At 69.9% G+C, this 17,803-nt stretch carries 22 protein-coding genes; 7 read left to right on the forward strand and 15 right to left on the reverse strand.

Annotated features, from left to right (window positions below):
- Window positions 1–4: 4 nt before the first annotated feature.
- The 6 genes from JYG37_RS32465 to JYG37_RS32490 form a co-directional block, all read right to left on the reverse strand.
- The gene (locus JYG37_RS32465) at window positions 5–1,438 is read right to left on the reverse strand and encodes an RNA polymerase factor sigma-54 (protein ID WP_050013982.1); all 1,434 of its coding nucleotides are present in this window, start codon (window positions 1,436–1,438) and stop codon (window positions 5–7) included.
- Between the two features lie 229 nt (window positions 1,439–1,667).
- Entirely contained in the window at window positions 1,668–2,177 is a 510-nt protein-coding gene (locus tag JYG37_RS32470; RefSeq protein ID WP_124631013.1) for a ferritin-like domain-containing protein, read from the reverse strand.
- A gap of 51 nt (window positions 2,178–2,228) precedes the next feature.
- Window positions 2,229–2,534, reverse strand: a complete 306-nt coding sequence (locus tag JYG37_RS32475; RefSeq protein WP_089490337.1) for a hypothetical protein — start codon at window positions 2,532–2,534, stop codon at window positions 2,229–2,231.
- Window positions 2,535–2,587: 53 nt separating this feature from the next.
- Window positions 2,588–2,899, reverse strand: coding sequence for a hypothetical protein (locus tag JYG37_RS32480; protein ID WP_089490336.1), 312 nt, complete (start codon window positions 2,897–2,899; stop codon window positions 2,588–2,590).
- Complete coding sequence (locus JYG37_RS32485) at window positions 2,896–3,138, reverse strand: hypothetical protein (protein WP_425542641.1); 243 nt, start codon at window positions 3,136–3,138, stop codon at window positions 2,896–2,898. The genes JYG37_RS32480 and JYG37_RS32485 overlap by 4 nt, the downstream gene beginning before the upstream one ends.
- Before the next feature lie 198 nt (window positions 3,139–3,336).
- Window positions 3,337–3,642 carry a hypothetical protein gene (locus tag JYG37_RS32490; protein WP_027805702.1) on the reverse strand — a complete coding sequence of 102 codons (306 nt, stop codon included), beginning with the start codon at window positions 3,640–3,642 and terminating at the stop codon, window positions 3,337–3,339.
- Window positions 3,643–3,809: 167 nt separating this feature from the next.
- On the opposite strand from JYG37_RS32490, the gene JYG37_RS32495 reads away from it, so the two are divergent.
- The 3 genes from JYG37_RS32495 (at window position 3,810) to JYG37_RS32505 (ending at window position 5,157) form a co-directional block, all read left to right on the forward strand.
- On the forward strand, window positions 3,810–4,064 hold the full coding sequence (locus JYG37_RS32495; RefSeq protein WP_050013986.1) for a hypothetical protein: 255 nt from the start codon (window positions 3,810–3,812) through the stop codon (window positions 4,062–4,064).
- An 86-nt stretch (window positions 4,065–4,150) separates the two neighbouring features.
- The gene (locus tag JYG37_RS32500; protein WP_089490334.1) at window positions 4,151–4,582 is read left to right on the forward strand and encodes a CBS domain-containing protein; all 432 of its coding nucleotides are present in this window, start codon (window positions 4,151–4,153) and stop codon (window positions 4,580–4,582) included.
- 92 nt (window positions 4,583–4,674) lie between these two features.
- The gene (locus JYG37_RS32505; protein WP_050013988.1) at window positions 4,675–5,157 is read left to right on the forward strand and encodes a PRC-barrel domain-containing protein; all 483 of its coding nucleotides are present in this window, start codon (window positions 4,675–4,677) and stop codon (window positions 5,155–5,157) included.
- A 130-nt stretch (window positions 5,158–5,287) separates the two neighbouring features.
- Here the strand turns inward: JYG37_RS32505 and JYG37_RS32510 are convergent, their stop codons facing one another.
- On the reverse strand, window positions 5,288–5,767 hold the full coding sequence (locus JYG37_RS32510; protein WP_124631015.1) for a response regulator: 480 nt from the start codon (window positions 5,765–5,767) through the stop codon (window positions 5,288–5,290).
- A 233-nt stretch (window positions 5,768–6,000) separates the two neighbouring features.
- Here JYG37_RS32510 and JYG37_RS32515 point away from each other — a divergent pair, with 233 nt between their 5' ends.
- Window positions 6,001–6,702, forward strand: coding sequence for a UdgX family uracil-DNA binding protein (locus JYG37_RS32515; RefSeq protein ID WP_124631016.1), 702 nt, complete (start codon window positions 6,001–6,003; stop codon window positions 6,700–6,702).
- Window positions 6,699–8,003 (forward strand): NRAMP family divalent metal transporter, encoded by a 1,305-nt coding sequence (locus JYG37_RS32520; protein WP_124631017.1) that lies wholly within the window; start codon window positions 6,699–6,701, stop codon window positions 8,001–8,003. Before JYG37_RS32515 ends, JYG37_RS32520 begins: the two co-directional genes overlap by 4 nt.
- 94 nt (window positions 8,004–8,097) lie before the next feature.
- Here the strand turns inward: JYG37_RS32520 and JYG37_RS32525 are convergent, their stop codons facing one another.
- From JYG37_RS32525 to JYG37_RS32555, 7 genes are all read right to left on the reverse strand, one after another.
- A complete protein-coding gene (locus tag JYG37_RS32525; protein WP_213346700.1) occupies window positions 8,098–8,709 on the reverse strand; it encodes a hypothetical protein in 612 nt (203 codons plus the stop codon).
- A 59-nt stretch (window positions 8,710–8,768) separates the two neighbouring features.
- Window positions 8,769–9,383 carry a DUF4142 domain-containing protein gene (locus JYG37_RS32530; protein WP_213346701.1) on the reverse strand — a complete coding sequence of 205 codons (615 nt, stop codon included), beginning with the start codon at window positions 9,381–9,383 and terminating at the stop codon, window positions 8,769–8,771.
- 33 nt (window positions 9,384–9,416) lie between these two features.
- Window positions 9,417–10,274, reverse strand: coding sequence for an SDR family oxidoreductase (locus JYG37_RS32535; RefSeq protein ID WP_213346702.1), 858 nt, complete (start codon window positions 10,272–10,274; stop codon window positions 9,417–9,419).
- Between the two features lie 128 nt (window positions 10,275–10,402).
- Window positions 10,403–10,969 carry a hypothetical protein gene (locus tag JYG37_RS32540; RefSeq protein WP_050013995.1) on the reverse strand — a complete coding sequence of 189 codons (567 nt, stop codon included), beginning with the start codon at window positions 10,967–10,969 and terminating at the stop codon, window positions 10,403–10,405.
- Window positions 10,970–11,030: 61 nt separating this feature from the next.
- Window positions 11,031–11,330, reverse strand: coding sequence for a DUF2795 domain-containing protein (locus JYG37_RS32545; RefSeq protein ID WP_089490329.1), 300 nt, complete (start codon window positions 11,328–11,330; stop codon window positions 11,031–11,033).
- A gap of 27 nt (window positions 11,331–11,357) precedes the next feature.
- On the reverse strand, window positions 11,358–12,386 hold the full coding sequence (locus JYG37_RS32550) for an SDR family oxidoreductase (RefSeq protein ID WP_213346703.1): 1,029 nt from the start codon (window positions 12,384–12,386) through the stop codon (window positions 11,358–11,360).
- 30 nt (window positions 12,387–12,416) lie between these two features.
- Window positions 12,417–12,818: a BON domain-containing protein gene (locus JYG37_RS32555; protein ID WP_089490472.1), complete on the reverse strand. Its 402-nt coding sequence runs from the start codon at window positions 12,816–12,818 to the stop codon at window positions 12,417–12,419.
- 244 nt (window positions 12,819–13,062) lie between these two features.
- Here JYG37_RS32555 and JYG37_RS32560 point away from each other — a divergent pair, with 244 nt between their 5' ends.
- Both JYG37_RS32560 and JYG37_RS32565 read left to right on the forward strand, forming a co-directional pair.
- Window positions 13,063–14,382 carry a glycosyltransferase family 4 protein gene (locus tag JYG37_RS32560; protein ID WP_204384577.1) on the forward strand — a complete coding sequence of 440 codons (1,320 nt, stop codon included), beginning with the start codon at window positions 13,063–13,065 and terminating at the stop codon, window positions 14,380–14,382.
- Complete coding sequence (locus JYG37_RS32565) at window positions 14,382–15,428, forward strand: UDP-glucuronic acid decarboxylase family protein (RefSeq protein ID WP_089490328.1); 1,047 nt, start codon at window positions 14,382–14,384, stop codon at window positions 15,426–15,428. Before JYG37_RS32560 ends, JYG37_RS32565 begins: the two co-directional genes overlap by 1 nt.
- Window positions 15,429–15,479: 51 nt before the next feature.
- Here the strand turns inward: JYG37_RS32565 and JYG37_RS32570 are convergent, their stop codons facing one another.
- Entirely contained in the window at window positions 15,480–17,786 is a 2,307-nt protein-coding gene (locus tag JYG37_RS32570) for a hybrid sensor histidine kinase/response regulator (protein ID WP_213346704.1), read from the reverse strand.
- Window positions 17,787–17,803: the final 17 nt, after the last annotated feature.

Below are 17,803 nucleotides of genomic sequence, written 5' to 3' on the forward strand. Positions count from 1 at the left end.
GCCGTCACGCGGCGTCGCGACGCCGCAGGTCGGCCGGCGGAATCTTCATCGCTTGGCGATACTTGGTCACCGTGCGACGCGCAAGAAGAATGCCGCGGCCCGCGAGGTTCTCCGCGAGCGCGACGTCGGACAGCGGGTCGGTATGCCGCTCGGCCGCGATCATGTCGCGAATCAGCACCTTCGCGGCCGACGCCGAACACACGCCCTTGCCGGCCGCCTCGAGCTTGCGCGGGAAGAAATGCTTGAACTCGAACGTGCCGTGCGGCGTGGCCATGTACTTGTTGCCGGTCGCGCGGGAGACGGTCGATTCGTGCAGGTCGAGCTCTTCCGCGATGTCGCGCAGCACGAGCGGCTTCATCGCGATCTCGCCGTAGCGGAAGAAATCGCGCTGACGCGCGACGATGCATTCGCCCACGCGCTGGATCGTGTCGAAGCGCTTCTGCACGTTGCGGATCAGCCAGCGCGCTTCCTGCAACTGCTGGCCGAGCGGCGAATCGCGTTCGCCGCTCGACTGCGCGAACAGCGTCGCATAGCGCTCGTGCAAGCGGGCGCGCGGCAGCACGGCTGGATTGATCGTCACGATCCATTCGTCGCGCACCTGGCGCACGATCACGTCGGGCACCACGTAGTCGCCGCGCGTGCTGCCGTAGTGATTGCCGGGGCGCGGATCGAGCCCGCGCACCAGCGCGCAGGCCGCCTGCAGCGTGTGCGCGTTGCAGCCGAGGCGCCGCTGGATCTCGGCCGTCTCGCGGCGCGCGAGCCGCTCCAGATGCTCGCGTGCGATCGCCTTCGCTTCCGCGAGCGCCGGCGTGCCGGCCGGAATCGCGTCGAGCTGCAGCACCAGGCACTCGGACAACGAGCGGGCCGCGATGCCCGGCCGGTCGAGCATCTGCACGAGCCGCAGCGCGACCGCCAGATCCTGCTCCGACAGCAGCAAGGCCGGATCGGCGGCGACCAGCAGTTCGGCCAGCTCCTGACGCAGATAGCCGTCGTCGTCCAGCGCATCGATCACGAGGCGCGCGGCTTCGCGGTCGCGCCGGTTGAGCGGATAGAGTCGCAGCGCATCGTGCAGCTGCTGATGCAGCGACGGCTCGGCGGCCATCCATTCGCCCGGCGACAGGCCGTCCGCGTCGTCGCCCTGACGGCTCGTGCCGCGCGGCGCGGGCGCGGCCGTAAACGGCACCTCGCCGTCCGGCGGCCGGATGTCGTCGCGCTCGGGCGCCGCGTCGGGCACCGCCGCTTCGGGCGGCTGCTCGGGGGTCGCCGCAGCGGTTTCGTCGTCGCTCTGGCCGTCTTCCAGAAACGGGTTCATGTCGAGCGCCTGGCGCAATTCCTGTTGAAACTCGAGCGAGGACAACTGAAGCAGTCGCAGCGACTGCTGGAGCCTCGGCGTAAGTGCCAGATGCTGTCGCATCTGCAGCGCAAGCGAGACGGGCATCGAAAGCCTCCTGACGTGGGGTTCGCGGGTTCGCGGTATGTCTTCTCCCGGACGTCATGCAGCTTCCATGCCAGTCGCGCGAAGCGCGCTGCGACGCGGCTCTCGCCGGTTCGCGCCCCGTTTCGCCGCGTGCGAGAGCCGCTTTTTTACAAGCCGGGGGCAAGTTAGGGGGCACGTATTTCGCTCGCGGGAGACGACGCACGCCGGAAGCGGCTCGGCGGCCGCGCGGCTATCGTTTCGCGTCGATGCGGTCGACCGCCGAACGGTCGAGAAACGCGGTCGTCAACTCGGGCAGATGGCGCAGCAGCCACGCAGCCATGTCGCGCTCCTGCTGCAGGATCCGCTCGCAACATGCGCGGATTTCGTCTTCGCCCGCAGCATGCGCGGCCGCGACGAGCACCGTGTAGGCGGCGATCTCGAGCTGCGAGAACGCGTAAGCGGCGAGCGCCGTCTTCACGACTTCGTCGTCCGCGAGCATGCCGCTCGCGACCTGCCCGTACGCGGCGACGCGCGCGGCGAGATCCTTGGTCGCCGACGGCGACGTGCCGAGCCGCATCAGGCACGCTTCGACGAGCGCCTGCTGGCCGAGCGTGGCGTCGAGATGCAGCCGCAGCCGGTCCTGCAGTTGCGGATAGTGGTCGACCCGCTTCATCTGCGCATCGATCATCGTCTCGGCCTGGCGCTCCATCGCGTACGCATCGCGCAGCCAGTCCTCCAGGTGCTCATGCTGATTCGCCATCGCGTTCCTCCGGCCGCATCGCGGTGCGGCATGCCGTGACGCGTCGTGTCGTCAGTACTGCATCGGCGGCGGCGTGCCCGGCAGCGGCCGGTCGCTCTGCGTGCCGTTCGGGCCCGGCGGCGGCACGTCTGCCGGTACGTCGACGGTCGTGCCCGGCGGCATCGTGTTGCCCGGCGACGGACGCGTGTCGTAGCGCGTGTTCGCGTCCGGCATCGTCGTGGTCGACTGCGCGCCGCGCCCGTCGGGCGGCGCGGGCGGCGCCGCATGCGTGCCGTACGGGCCGCTGGCCGGTTGCGTGCATGCGCCCAGCGCGCACGCCGCGGCGAACGCACAGGCTATCGTCTGGATCGTGTTCATCGAGTCCTCCTCCCTGGAATCGACGGCTCCGGGCTACACCGTGGCGGCACGGCTCAGAGCCGGTTGAAATGGAAATCGCCCGCGTACGCGGTCGGTGCGCGGCGCGCCATCATCGTGTCGAATTCGGCCGCGACGCGCGTGAGCGTGCCGCGTTGCCGGTCGATGTCGGCCCGTTCGAGCGCGCCGAACGCATCGGCGTCGAACGTCACGGTCAGCGACGCCGGATGGCCGTCGACGCGAAAGCCGATATGCAATGCGCCGGCCGGGTGCTCCTCGACGTGGAACGGCATCGCGCGCGCCTCGAAATGGCGGCCGAGCGTTTCGGCGAGGTCGCGCAGCATGCCGGGTTTCACGCGGATGCTCATTGCAGTCCCTCCCTTCGTCTCGGCGGCATCGCGCCCGCCGGCCGTGCACGCACCGGGGGCTCCGGCGACGGCGGATCGCGTTCCGGCGGCGCATGCCCCGGCGGATCGCCCTCCGGTTCCCGGTACGGTTCGGGCATGTCCGGCGGCACGTCGTCGGGATCGGGCGGCGCAGGGTCCGGCTCGATGTCGGGCAACGGCGGTTCGGGCCGTTGCAGCCACTGCGCAGATTCGTGTGTCATCGGCATTCATTCCCTCGTTGCGGGTTCGGGTCGGGATCGGCGCGACGCGCCGCGTACCGAAGATTCGCAAGCCGCGTGCCATCCGTTCGGGTGGCCGCACGCGGGGGGTCCGGCGGGGATCGATACGCAGTCGCGCGGTCCGGCGCGGCTCGCCGTGCCTTCGCTACACCGCTCGCTGCAAATCTTGCAAGCACGCCGCTACGCGTCGTACGCGGCCATCACGAGCCACAGCTCGCGGCCGTCGTCGCGCACGCGCGCAGCAAGCGCATACGGATCCGACGGCTCGCACGCGCGCTGCAGCGCGAAGCGCGCGGGTTCGGTCGCGCCGAACGTCTCGTCGCCGAGCGGCCGCACGTCGGCCTTGCCTTCGAACATCCGGCGCTCGGGCCGGTAGATCAGCGGTTCGTGTTTCCACGTATCGAAATGGCTTTTCACCGAATCGAATCCGCCGCCGCATACATTGATTTCGTAGCGCACCCCTGGTCGTCGTTTCGGAATCGTCATCGTGCCTCCCGCTCGATGTGCGCGCAGCAGGCACCCTGTTGCGCCGTGTCGTCATGGTCGTCGTCGTGGTCGTCGCTGTCGCAGCGGCAAGTCGCGTGCCGTGCGTGCGGAGCGGGAACGCGGGTTGCGCCAGAGGCGGCTCCTCGTCACCCATACGGAGCACCGCCATGAAGGATTCGACCCGGCACGGCCAAGACGCACCGGCGCGCGAGCGGCAGCCCGACCCGCAACCCCCGCTGAAGGACCAGGACCACACGCGCACGCGCCATTCGGAGCGCCATATCGACAAGCAGCTCGAGGACACGTTTCCGGCCAGCGACCCGCCCGCGACCGGCGGCGTCACGCGCATCGAGCCCGACACGCCGCCCGGCACGCACGACGGCGGGCCGTGGGACGACAAGCGCAAACGCGACGACAAGTGACGAGACGAGCCGCGTGCACGGCACGCGGTTTGCTGGATCGCAACAGCGCATCGGCACATTGCTTCAACACCCGCAAGGAGAATTTCATGCATCGCGTCAACGAAATCATGTCGCAGGACGTCGTGCGGATCGCCCCGACCGACTCGATCCGTCACGCCGCCCAACTGATGGAGCGCTACGACATCGGCGCGCTGCCCGTGTGCGACAACAACCGGCTGATCGGGATGGTGACGGACCGCGACCTCGCAGTGCGCGCGATCTCGGCCGGCAAGCCGCCGGAGACGCGAATCCACGAGGTCGCATCCGGCCCGATCGAATGGTGCTTCGACGACGATCCGCTGGACGAGATCCAGCACTACATGGCCGACGCGCAACTGCGCCGGCTGCCCGTCGTCGATCACGACAAGCGACTGGTCGGCATGCTGTCGCTCGCCGACATCGCGACGCGCACGGCCAGCCCCGCGCGCGACGACGTCGCGAACACGCTGGAAGGCGTGTCGCAACCGAAGCAGACGTGACGGAGCGATTCCCGCTTCGCCTCGACAACCCGCGCGACCCGCAGGGCCCGCCCCCCGGGCACGGTCGCGCCCCACGCAGCCAGGAGGAAACCATGCAGACTTCCGATCAAGGTCAGACCCGCATCATCGGCAAGGGCGCCGCGACGGCGGCCGGCCCCGGCCCCGACGTGATGGCGGCCGATACGCTGGAAGGCGACAAGGTCTACACGACCGACGGCGACGATGTCGGCAAGATCAAGGACATCATGCTCGACGTGCGCTCGGGCCGCATCGCGTACGCGGTGCTGTCGAGCGGCGGCATCCTCGGCATCGGCGACAAGCTGCACGCGATCCCGTGGAGCGCGCTGACGCTCGACACCGAACGCAAGTGCTTCCTGCTGTCGGTTTCGTCCGAGCGGATTCGCAATGCGCCGGGGTTCGACAAGGACCACTGGCCGGCGATGGCCGACCCGCAATGGGCCGAGCCGCTGCACGAGTTCTACGGGAGCACGCCGTATTGGAGCGCCGGCGACGAACTCGGGCTGACCGACCCGACCGAGGACCTCGACGATCCGCGCACGCGCGGCCGTCACTGACCGTCCCGTGACGCGCGTCGGTTCGCCGGCGCCTGCGTTCCGCATTCATTCGACACGCCCCGCTCGCGCGGGGCGTTTTTTTGTCCTCGCGCCGCGGCGCGGGCGGCGCGTCCGGCACCCGCCAGCCTTTTTACAAGGAGCGTGTAACGTCCTCGTCCGGCGTCACGGCGCCGCCGCTCGCCGATTCGAGGTAGCCCAGCAGCCGGTGCGGCGTCAGCGGCTTCGCGCAGTGCGCGTCGAAGCCGGCTTCCTTCGCCTGCTCGCAATCGCGCCGCGACGCGAGCCCGCTGCACGCGACCAGCAGCATGTCCGACGTTCGCGGATCGCGCCGTAGCAGCGCCGCGAGCTGCAACCCGTCGAGGCCCGGCATCGCGATGTCGAGCACGACCGCGAATGGCTGCCAGTCGCGCGCGACGTCGCACACGGCGAACGGATCGTCGGCGACGCGGCACTCGAAGCCGCGCGCCTCCAGCAGCAGGCGCAGCGCATCCGCCGCATCGCGATAGTCGTCGACGACCAGCACGCGGCGCGGACGGCGCGGCACGCTGTCGGGTGCGCGCCACAGCAGCACGTCGTCGGCGGCCGGATCGTCGCCGGGGTCGGGTTGCATCGTGCTTCTCCTGTCGTTGGACCGGCTTGCCCCGCAAGGCGCGCGCCCATACCGACTGCATGCGGCATGCCGGTTGCTGCATCTTTCGCATCGTCGACCCAGGAGTCCTTCATGCGCGCGATGCGGCTTCAAGCGTCCGGTTTGCGTCCCTCTGCGCGTGCGACCGCGCGCGCGCCGGCATGTTCCGCGCGATCGCGGCGCGCCGCTGTTTCGGCCTGCGCCGGAGGCGCCGCATGACCCGTAAGGCACCCGACCGTCCGAAGTCGACGTCGACGCCGAAACCGACGGCGACGGCGACGGCGACGGCGACCGACGACGATGCGCCGTCCACGCTCGACGCGTGCCGCCGCTGCGCGCTGTGGGAACACGCGACGCAACCGGTGCCGGGTGCCGGCCCCGTCGACGCGCCGATCATGCTGGTCGGCGAACAGCCGGGCGACCAGGAGGACCGCACGGGCCTGCCGTTCGTCGGCGCGGCCGGCCGCATGCTCGACCGCGCACTCGACGAAGCGGGGATCGAACGCTCGCACGTCTACCTGACGAACGCGGTCAAGCATTTCAAATGGGAACCGCGCGGCAAGCGGCGGCTGCACAAGACGCCGGCGCAGCGCGAAGTGGCCGCGTGCCATTACTGGCTCGAGCGCGAGCTCGAAGCCATCCAGCCGCGCGTGGTGGTCGCGCTCGGCGCGACGGCGCTGCGCGCGGTGCTGCAGGACAACGACGCGACGCTGGAGCGCACGCGCGCCCCGGTACGCACCGCCGACGGCCGGCTCGTCGTCGCGACCTATCACCCGTCGTACGTGCTGCGCACGCGCGGCGCCGATTCCCGCGAACACGCGTACCGCACGCTGGTCGATGCGTTGCGCACCGCGTCGCGCCTCGCACGCGAGCGGCGGCACGGCGGCGCTCGCCCGTCGCACGGGGACGCCGGATGAGCGGACTGGACGAAGACGCGCGGCCGGCAGTCGACGCGCCGCCGACCGCCGCGAAACCGTGGTATCGGCGGCTCGGCCCCGGCCTGCTCGCGGGCGCGTCCGACGCCGATCCGAGCAACGTCGCCGTCTACGCGCAGGCCGGCAGCCAGTTCGGTTTCAACATGCTGTGGATGATCGTCGTCACGCTGCCGATGATGGTCGCCGTGCAACTCGCGGCGGCGTTCATCGGGCGACGCAATCGCGAAGGGCTCGTGGCCGGCATCCGCGAACACTTCTCCGATCGCCTCGCGAAAACGCTGATCGTGATGGTCGTGATCGTCAACGTCGTGAACGTCGGCGCCGATCTCGCGGCGATGGGCGATGCGACGGCGCTCGTCGTCGGCGGCCGCAGCTACTGGTATGCGCCGCTCTACGGCCTGGCGTCGCTCGCGCTGCAGGTGCTGCTGTCGTATGAGCGCTACGCGCGCTGGCTCAAATGGATGACGCTCGGCCTGCTCGCGTACGTGATCGAACTCGGCTTCGTGCACGTCGACTGGAGCAACCTGCTGCATGCGATCGCGCTGCCGCACATTTCGTTCACGCACGACTATGCGACGACCGCGGTCGCGGTGCTCGGCACGACGCTGAGCCCCTATCTGTTCGTGTGGCAGGCCGCGCTCGAGGTCGAGGAAACCCAGGCGGAGCGCCGCAACGGCGATGCGTCGTGCGCACCGGGCGCGCGCCGCGAGACCGAGCAGCGCGTCACGTTCGATACGTGGAGCGGCATGATCGTCACCAACGCGGTGTCGTTCTGCATCATGGTGATCGGCGCGGCCGTGTTCTTCGCGCACGGCCGGCACGACATCGGCAGCACCGCGCAGGCCGCCGAGGCGCTGCGGCCGATCGCCGGCGAAGCCGCGTTCCTGGTGTTCGCGTTCGGCATCGTCGGCTGCGGGCTGCTCGCGATTCCGGCATTCGCGGGCAGCGCCGCCTACGGTTGCGCGGAAGCGTGGCGGTTCCGCGAAGGGCTGAACGAGCCGGTGCGGCGCGCGCCCGCGTTCTACACGGTGCTGGCGCTGTGCGTGATCGTCGGCATCGCGATCTGCTTCAGCCCGATCGACCCGATCCGCGCGTTGTACTGGAGCGCCGTGCTCAACGGCGTCGCGGCGGTGCCGATGCTCGTGTTCGTGATGCTGCTGTCGCAGAAGCGCGATGCGGCCGGCCAGCCCGGCAGCGGCCCGGTATCGAAACTGCTGGGCTGGCTGGCGGTCGCGCTGATGGCGGTGTCGGTGATGACGATGATCGTCGACGTGCTGACGTGATGAATCGCAGCGGGGGGCGTGCAGACGGTTGCGTACGCAACCTGATTGGCCTGCAGGCGGGCGGCCGCGCCGCGCGACACCGCCCGCCCGGGCATTACATCATCTTGCCGCGCGAGCGCTCGGCACGCGCCGCATCGGCGGCGGACTCCACCTTCTTCACTTCCTCCGGCGGCGGCAGCACCGCCTTGAAGCCCATCGACTCGATCCACATTTCACGCGCCCAGCCCCGCGTGTGATACAGGTGATGATCCTCGTCGGCCTCCACCTCGTCGTGCGCGGCCTTCAGCGCCTTCGCCGCGTCGCTGTCGGGCAGTTGGTCGGCCGCATAGCCGATCAGCTCCCAGTTCAGGTGGTCCTTGGTTTCGGCCAGCACCACGCACTCGGCCGCGACGACCTGCGCGACGGCCGGATCGGCCTGCTTCTTCGCCTGCTCGATCACCCGCACCAGCGACTCGCCGGTCGCCGCCACCGCGGCGCGCCCCGGCGATTGCGCATCGGGATCGAGGCCGAGCGTGTCGATTACCTTCCGCAGCACCTCCTGGTGATGCATCGTCTCGCGATGGTACTTCTCCCATTCCTTGTGCAGGTCCTCGTCGGTCGCGCACTGGAGCGCGGCCTCGTAGATCTTCGCGCCGCCAAGCTCGGTTTCGTATGCCTGGCAGAGCAGTTCGAGGATACCTTCGTGCTTCGATTGCCGTTGGGCCATGACTGCTTCTCCGAAAAAGCGGGCCGCACGGGCGGCCCAGGGGTGGAACCGGGCGCGCGTTATTGCGCGCCCACCTTGCGTGCGAGCGTCTGCGCCATGCTCAGGTGATGCCTGAGCGTCGGCAGCGTGGACTTCGCGAACGCGCGCAGTTGCGCATCCTTGCCGTCGCGCGCTTCGTCTTCGAACAACGCAATCGCCTTCTTGTGCGCGTCGGGGCCGGCCGCCGCGAGATACGCGGTATCGAAGTCGTGCCCGCGCTTGCCGCGCAGCGCCTCGACGTCCGGATCCGAGATCTGGTCGACCTGCGGCTTCATGCCCTTGCGCGCGGCGAGTTCGGTGAGCTTCGCGTTCGCCTTGCCGTGATCCGCGACCATCCGTTTCGCGAACGCCCGCACGTCCGCCGACTGCGCCTGCTTCAGCGCGAGCTGGCTCGCCTGCACTTCCGCCTTGCCGGCCATCGCGGCCTTGTCGATGAACTCCGCGTCGACGCCCTTCGGCGCTTTGGCGATGCCGGGGTCGCCTGCGCCGCCCGCGCCCGACGACGGGTTGATCACGCCGCCCGGCACGTGCGAATTCGACGCGGGCGGCTCGCTCGGCATCTGCGCGCGGGCGAGCCCCGATACGGCGAGCACGCCGGCGGCGAACGCCGCGATCGTCCAGTGGGGTTGTCTCATTGCTTTCTCCTTGTGCTTGCGTGGAAACGGCCATCAGCCGCCGACGATCGAGCCGCCGTTCGGATGCAGTGTCTGCCCGGTCATGTAACTCGCGCCTTCCGACGCGAGCAGCACGTAGCAGCCGATCAGTTCGTCCGGCTGGCCCGGCCGCTTGAGCGGCACGTTCGAGCCGAATTTCGCGACCTGCTCGGGCGTGAACGTCGACGGAATCAGCGGCGTCCAGATCGGCCCCGGCGCGACCGCGTTCACGCGGATGTCGCGTTCGGCCAGCTCGATCGACAGCGACCGCGTGAATGCGACGATCGCGCCCTTGGTCGCCGAGTAGTCGGGCAGTTTCGGGCTGCCGTGATACGCGGTGACCGACGCGGTATTGACGATGCGGCCGCCCTGCTTCATGTGCGGCAGCGCGACCTGCGTGCAGAAGAACATCCCGTACACGTTCGTGCGGAACGTGCGTTCGAGCTGCTCCTCGGACACGTCCTCGATGCCCGGCTGCGGATGCTGCTCGCCCGCATTGTTGACGAGCACGTCGAGCCGGCCGAGCCGCTCGACCGTGCGCGCGACCGCGTCGCGCGCCTGCTTGCGATCGCCGACGTCGCAGGCGATCGCCTCGCAGCGCCGGCCGGCCTGCTCGATCAACCGCTTCGTATGCGCGGCGTCGTCGGATTCCTTCAGGTAGACGATCGCGACGTCCGCGCCCTCCTTCGCGAAACCGATCGCGACGGCGCGGCCGATCCCGCTGTCGCCGCCCGTCACCAGCGCAACCTTGCCCGCGAGCTTGCCGCTGCCGACGTAGTCGGCCGCTTCGTCGCGCGGCTTCGGCTGCATGTCGCGTTCGGTGCCCGGCTGCTGCGCCTGTTTCTGCGGCGGTGGAGTCTGTGCGGTGGTCATGGATTCCTCCTTGAACGGATGCCGCCGATGCGGCGCAAGCGGCGTGCCACGTGCCGCGCACGCCGGCGCGCACGCGGCGGCCGCGGGGTGGCGGTTGGCGTTGCAAGCGTTTGGAAAAAAGGGCGTATTCAGCGCGGGACGCGGGACGCGGCTTCGTCGGGTCGGCGTACCGGATCGAAATCGCGCCATTCGCCGTCCCGCCAGTCGCCTTCGACGCGCTCGATCGACTTCGCGCCGGTCGCGCGCAGCACGTCTTCGGCGGCCGTTGCGGTGTCGGGCGTCACGCGCGCAGCGAGGATCACGCCCGTTTCGCTCTGCGCGAGCGTGCCCTTGCCTTCGGCCTGCTCGCCGCGCATCCGGCCGAGCGCGCCGCCGAATGCGCCGAGATACGCGCCGGCCAGCGCGGCGGCGGCCGGCACGAACCAGTAGCGCAGGCCGAGCGCATACACGATCAATCCGATCACGACGCCGATCAGCAGCCCACGCATCGCGCCGACCATCGCGCCGCGCCCGCCCGGCTTCGCCGCCGTGTCGGCGTACACGTCGCCGCCGATCGGGAAGCGCGCGTGCTGGCCGCCGGGGTTCAGGAAGAAGATCGACACGTCGTCGGGCCCGAATGCGCGCTCGTAGAGGTGACGCGCCCCACCTTCCGCTTCATCGAACGTCGTGAAACGGCCTGCGACGATCATCGCCATGGTCGTGCTCCTCATGATGGGTGCGCCGCGCGCGCACGCACGCGGCGCGACGGGGCGACGCTTACATCAGCCGCCCGAGTTCCTTCGATACCGATGCCGGCGTGTCGTATTCGCGCTCGGGAATCTGGCGCAGCATGTCGAGCACCTCGCGGTCCGCATGCGAGCGTTCCGCGCACTGCACGACGTCCGACTTGCTCGCCGGATAGTCCATCCCCTTCAGCGCCTTCTGCACGTCGACCGGGCTCGGCGGCTTGCCGTGGCCGGACTGATGGCCGCCCTTGTCGTGGTCCTGCTGCGTGCGCTCGCCTTCGTGCGCGCGCGAGTGGCTGTATTCGTGGCCCGTATGTTGTCGGGATGTCATGAAAGCCTCCTTGGAAAATGAACGAAATCACGCGGACGACCGGCGCGCCCGCGCGAATGCGGCAAACACCAGCGCCGCCGCGCCGAGCGCGACCGCGCCGGCGACCTTCGGGCGCTGCACCACCGAGTTGTACGCACAGCTGCGCAGCACCGGCCCTTCCATGCCTTCGCGCTCGTGCAGCGCATGGCGCGAGTCGTACAGCGCGTTGTCGTCGCGCGGCCGCGCGGGCCGCACCGTGCGCTGGCCGCGCGAGAACAGCGTGGCCGCGACGCGATCGAACAGCCGCGGCGCGTGATACGCGCTCGCCGACGTGAACTTGGCCGCGCCGCCGACGAACAGCGTGCGGCGCGGATGCGCGGCCGCGAACAGGACCGCGTCGGCGACCAGATCGGGGTCGTAGATCGGCGGCGGCAGCTTCGCCTCGACGTTCATGTAGTTTTTCGCGTGCATCACGAACATCGTGTCCATCGCGGCCGGCTTGATCAGCGTGACGGACACCGGCAGGTGGTCGGCTTCTATCTCGAGCCGCAGCGAATCGGTGAAGCCCTTCACCGCGTGCTTCGACGCGACGTACGCGCTTTGCAGCGGCAGCGGCGCGTCGGACGCCTCGCTGCCCATGTTGATGATGGCGCCGCCGTGGAAATCGCTCTTGCGCCGGAAATGGTCGGCCGCGACGAGCGAGCCGTGCACGACGCCCCAGTAGTTGGTGTCGAACAGCCGGCGCTGATCCTCGAGCGGCACCTGGGCGGCCGTGCCGAAGATCGACACGCCCGCGTTGTTCACCCAGGTGTCGAAGCCGCCGTACGTGTCGGCCGCCGCCGCGGCCGCGCGCTGCAGATCCTCGATGTTGCCGACGTCGCCGGCGACCGGCACCGCGAGCCCGCCGTGCTGGCGGATTTCCTCGCACAGCGTGTTCAGCGCGTCCTCGTTGCGCGCGAACAGCACGAGCTTCGCGCCGCGCCGTGCCGCCTTGCGCGCGGTGACGAGACCGATGCCGCTCGTCGCGCCGGTGATCACGATCGCCTGTTCGCCGACCGGTTTGAGCATGCAGTTCATCACTGGACTCCTGTTACGGTCGCGTCGCGATTATTTGGGCCGGATGGTCAACTGGTCGCGCACGTCCTGCACGCCGTCGATCTGCTTCACGACGCTGACGGCCTGCGTGCGCTGCTGCTCGTCGGGCACGCTGCCGGTGAGCGTCACGGTGCCGTGCCGCGTCTTCACGTGGATGTCGCCGGTCGACAGGCCGCTCGTGCCGGTCAGCTCGGCCTTCGCCTTGGTGGTGATCGTCGCGTCGCGGATCTTCGTGCCGGTGCTCGAATGCGACGACGTCGACGACGATGCAGTGCCGTCGTCGCCGGCGGCGACCGCGTTCGGCGCGACGACCATGCACGCGGTGGCCGCGGCGATCGCGACCGCCATGCCGGTGCGCAGCGCGCGCTGACGACGGATGCGCGGCGGGTGGGCTTGCAGCTGGAATACCTTCATCGTGACCTCCTTTTCATCGGGCCGGGCGAACCGGCGAGTGAGCGGAAGTCGCGCAAATCGCGTGCCGCGCCGCGTGCGCCGCATGCCTGCGCGCCATCGCGATCAGACGCCCTTTCATCCAACGCGTTGTAATTTTTTCGGCACGGGGAGAAGCGGTTTTCCCCGCCATGCGGCGGGCATGCCGATTGCCGAGGGACCGATAACGGCGGCCCGTGTGCGCGGCCCCGATATCGGGAGCAATACCATGCAGAGAATCGCGTTGATCAGTGAACATGCATCGCCGCTGGGCGTGATCGGCGGCGTCGATGCCGGCGGTCAGAACATCTATGTCGCGAACGTCGCGAAGCAGCTCGCGGAGCGCGGCCTCGACGTCGACGTCTACACGCGCTGCGACAATCCCCATTTGCCGGAAGTGGTGTCGATCGGCGCGCGCATGCGTGTGATCCACGTGCCGGCCGGGCCGCCGACCGACGTGCCCAAGGAGCGGCTGCTGCCGTACATGGGCGCATTCGCGCAATACATGATCGCGCGCATGCGGCGCGAGCCCGACCCCGTCGACGTGATGCACGCGAACTTCTTCATGTCCGGCGAAGCCGGGCTGCGCGTGAAAAAAGCGCTCGGCATCCCGCTCGTCACGACGTTCCATGCGCTCGGGCGCGTGCGGCGGCTGCACCAGGGCACGGCCGACGGCTTCCCCGACGCGCGCTTCGCGATCGAGGACACGCTCGCGCGCCGCTCGGACCGCCTGATCGCCGAATGCCCGCAGGATGCGCTCGACCTGACGACGCACTATCGCGCCGACACCGCGCGCATCGAGATCGTGCCGTGCGGCTTCGATGCGCGGGAATTCCGGCCGGTGCCGCGCGTCGATGCGCGCGCGCGGCTGGGCTGGCCGCAGGACGCATTCGTCATACTGCAACTGGGCCGCCTCGTGCCGCGCAAGGGCATCGACACCGTGATCGACGCGCTCGCGCGCATGCCGCGCGATCCGCAACGGCCGACGCACCTGTACGTCGTCGGCGGCAGCCAGCCGACGCCCGACCCCGCGCGCGATCCGGAACTCGCGCGGCTCGCCGCCTTCGCGCACGAACTCGGGATCGCGAACCGCGTGACCTTCGTCGGCCGGCGCGATCGCGACGCGCTGCACCTGTACTACAGCGCGGCCGACGTGTTCGTGACGACGCCGTGGTACGAGCCGTTCGGCATCACGCCGGTCGAGGCGATGGCGTGCGCGGCGCCGGTGATCGGCAGCGACGTCGGCGGCATCCGCACGACGGTCGACGACGGCACGACCGGCTATCTCGTGCCGCCGCGCGACCCGGCCGCGCTGGCCGCGCGCCTCGTGCAACTGCGGGCGCAGCCGGACCTGTGCGCGGCGCTCGGCCGTGCCGGCTACCTGCGCGCGCATCGCTTCTACACGTGGCAAGGCGTCGCCGACCGCCTCGTCGACATCTACCGCGACGTCGCCCACGCGCAGCGCGCCGGCACGTCGGCCGGCACCGGCCGGCGCACGCCGGTCGCCACCACGCGAGGCGTGTTCGCACACCGCAAGGAGAATACGTAATGAAGGGCTACGATCGAAAACGCGTGCTCGTCACCGGCGGCGCCGGCTTTCTGGGTTCGCATCTGTGCGAGCGCCTGGTGACGGACGGGCACGACGTGCTGTGCGTCGACAATTTCTACACGGGCGCGAAGGACAACATCGCGCACCTGCTCGATGCGCCGAACTTCGAGCTGATGCGGCACGACGTGACGTTTCCGCTCTACGTCGAAGTCGACGAGATCTACAACCTCGCGTGTCCGGCGTCGCCCGTCCACTACCAGCGCGACCCCGTGCAGACGACGAAGACCAGCGTGCACGGCGCGATCAACCTGCTCGGTCTCGCGAAACGCGTGAAGGCGCGGATTTTACAGGCGTCGACGAGCGAGGTGTACGGCGACCCCGACGTCCACCCGCAGGACGAGCACTATTGCGGCCGGGTCAATCCGACCGGCATTCGCGCGTGCTACGACGAAGGCAAGCGCTGCGCGGAAACGCTGTTCTCGGACTATCACCGCCAGTACGGCGTCGACGTGCGGATCGCGCGGATCTTCAATACCTACGGGCCGCGGATGCACCCGGCCGACGGGCGCGTGGTGTCGAACTTCGTCACGCAGGCGCTCGCGGAACAGCCGCTGACCGTCTATGGCGACGGCAAGCAGACGCGCTCGTTCTGCTACGTGGACGACATGATCGACGCGCTGATCCGGCTGATGGACGAACCGGGCGACGCGAGCGAGCCGGTCAATCTCGGCAGCGACGTCGAGATCGCGATGATCGACGTCGCGCGCGAAGTCGTGCGGATCGTCGGCGCGAACGTGCCGATCGAGTTCCGGCCGCTGCCGTCCGACGATCCGCGCCAGCGGCGGCCGAATCTGGCCGCCGCGCAGAAGCGGCTCGGCTGGCGCGCGACGACGACGTTCGCGAACGGGCTCGCGCACACCGCGCGCTACTTCATTCAACGCCAGGTCACGCACCACGCGCCCGGCGACCTGGTGCGCAGCACGCGCATCGCGTCGCATCTGCTCGCGCAGGTCCACACGCAGAACCGGCCGGCGCCGACCACGTGACGCGACCCGACGCGACCGACACGACCTGACGCCGCCGCTGCGCGCCGCGCGTCAGCCGTCGCGTTTCGTCACGTGCGCGATCTTGTACGCCAGTTCGCGCACGTCGACCGGCTTGCACAGGTAGCCGTCGAAACCGGCCTCCAGCGCACGGCGTTCGTCGGCGAGGCCCGCGTGCGCGGTGACGGCCAGCACGCGCACGTCGGGCGGGCCGCCGTCGCCGTTCAGCGCGCCGCGCCGCAATGCGTCCAGCAGCCAGAAGCCGTCGCCGTCGGGCATCGCGAGATCGGACAGGACGACCGTCGGGCGGATGTCGGCCATCATCGCGAGCGCCTCGCGGCCGGACGACGCGATCGCGACGGCCGCACCGAACGTGGTCAGCGCGGCCGTGAGGCTCGCCCGCGTGGTCGCATCGTCGTCGACGATCAGGATGCGGTGCGTGTCGAGCACGAGCGCGTCGCGCCGGCCGCCGGCCTGCGCGATGCTCCACGCCATCGCACCGCCCGGCTGCCAGCCGGCCGGCAGCGTCACCGTGAACGTCGTGCCGCGATCGCGGCCCGCGCTCGCGACGCTCACGCGGCCGCCGTGCAGCTCCGCGATGTGCCGCACGATCGACAGGCCGAGGCCGAGCCCTCGCCGCGGCGACGCGGGCGAATCGTCCGCGCGGCGGAACATGTCGAACACGTACGGCGCGAATTCCGTCGCGATGCCCTGCCCGGTATCGACGACGGTCAACACCGCATGCTTGTCGTCGCGTGCGAGCGCGACCGTCACGCTGCCGCCGGTCGGCGTGAATTTCAACGCATTGGAGATCAGGTTCGACAGCATCTGGCGCAATCGCTCGGCGTCGCCCGACACGATGCACGCGGACGCGTCGCAGTCGAATTCGAGCAGGATGCCGGCCGACGACGCGGCGGTCTGGAACGAGCCGACCTGGTCGGAGAACAGCCGCACGACGTCGACCGGCGTCGCATCGAGCCGCAGCTTGCCGGTCGCGAGCGACGACGCGTCGAGGATGTCGCCGACCATCCGCGTGAGCGAGCGCGCGCTGCGATCGATCGCGTCGATCGCCTGATGCTGCAACGCGTGGTCGCCCGTGTTGCGCAGCACCTCGATCCACCCGTAGATCACGTTCAGCGGCGTGCGCAGTTCGTGCGATACCGTGGCCAGCAGCTCGTCCTTCAGCCGGTTCGACGTGTCGGCCTGATCGCGCTCGTCGCGCGCACCCTGCAACGAACGCTGCGCCCGCAGGTCGCGGCGGCGCTGCGCACCGGTTTCGCGCAGTGTCAGCGACAGCGCGACCCACGCCCGCGCATCGCCGTGCACCGGGCATGCCGATACCGTCGCCCGAAAACGTCGGCCGTCGCGTCGCACGCACAACAGTTCGAGCGGCCCGATCGGCTCCTGCATCGTGTCGAACGACTCGACGAGCGGGTTGAGCCGCAACCAGCGCCGCGCGATCAGCGTGTCGAACCGGCGGCCGCGCGCGTCGTCCTCGTCGTAGCCGAAGATCCGTTGCGCCGCCGCGTTCCAGCTGGCGATGCGGCCGCTCGCGTCGATCCCGACGATCGCGTCCGGCAACGCATCGACGACCGCATGCTGAAGCCGCGACGCGTCGACGCGCGCGCGCTCCGCACCGGCCTCGCGCAGCAGCAGCACCGCGCCGTCGACGTTGCCGTCCCCATCGCCGATCGGCGACGCGACCGCGACGATCGGCACCGGATCGCCGCTGCCGGCCTGCAGCCAGTGCCGGTCGGACGTCGCGTCGGCGCCGCCCAGCGCGTGGTCGAGCGGCGTGGTCTGCACGCGGCGGCCTTCGCGATCGACGAGCCGCAGCACGTCGCGCACGGGCCGGCCGATCGCATCGTCCGGCCGGCAGCCGACGAGTTCGGCCGCGGCCGCGTTGACATAGGTGAGCCGCCCGTTCGGATCGGTCGCGATCACGCCGTGCGGCAGCGCGCGCAGCACGGCTTCGAGCTGCCGGCGCGCAGACGCCTCGCGTCGGCGCGCGCGATCGTTCGTGAGCCGCGTGTGATGCAGCAGCGACGCGACCGCGCATACCAGCGCGCCGATCAGCATGAACGTGCCCAGTTGCACGAGCCGGTCGGGCAGCGGCGCCGTATAGGCGGCCGGGTCGGACAGGAACAGCGTCCAGACGAGCAGCCCGCTGACCACCGTCGACACGATGCCGAACACGAACGACGTCGCCCATGCGGCGCCGGCGAGCAGCGGGTAATACAGCACGAACGGCAGATTCACGCCGCCGAACCGGATCGCGAGCGTCTGCAGCACGGTCGCGATCGCGACCAGCATCACGGCCGTTGCGTAATTTCCGGCCTGCGGCCGTGCAATTTCGATCATTGGACATGCTCCTGTGC

The organism is Burkholderia sp. LAS2 (assembly GCF_018417615.1).
Lineage (GTDB): Bacteria > Pseudomonadota > Gammaproteobacteria > Burkholderiales > Burkholderiaceae > Burkholderia > Burkholderia sola.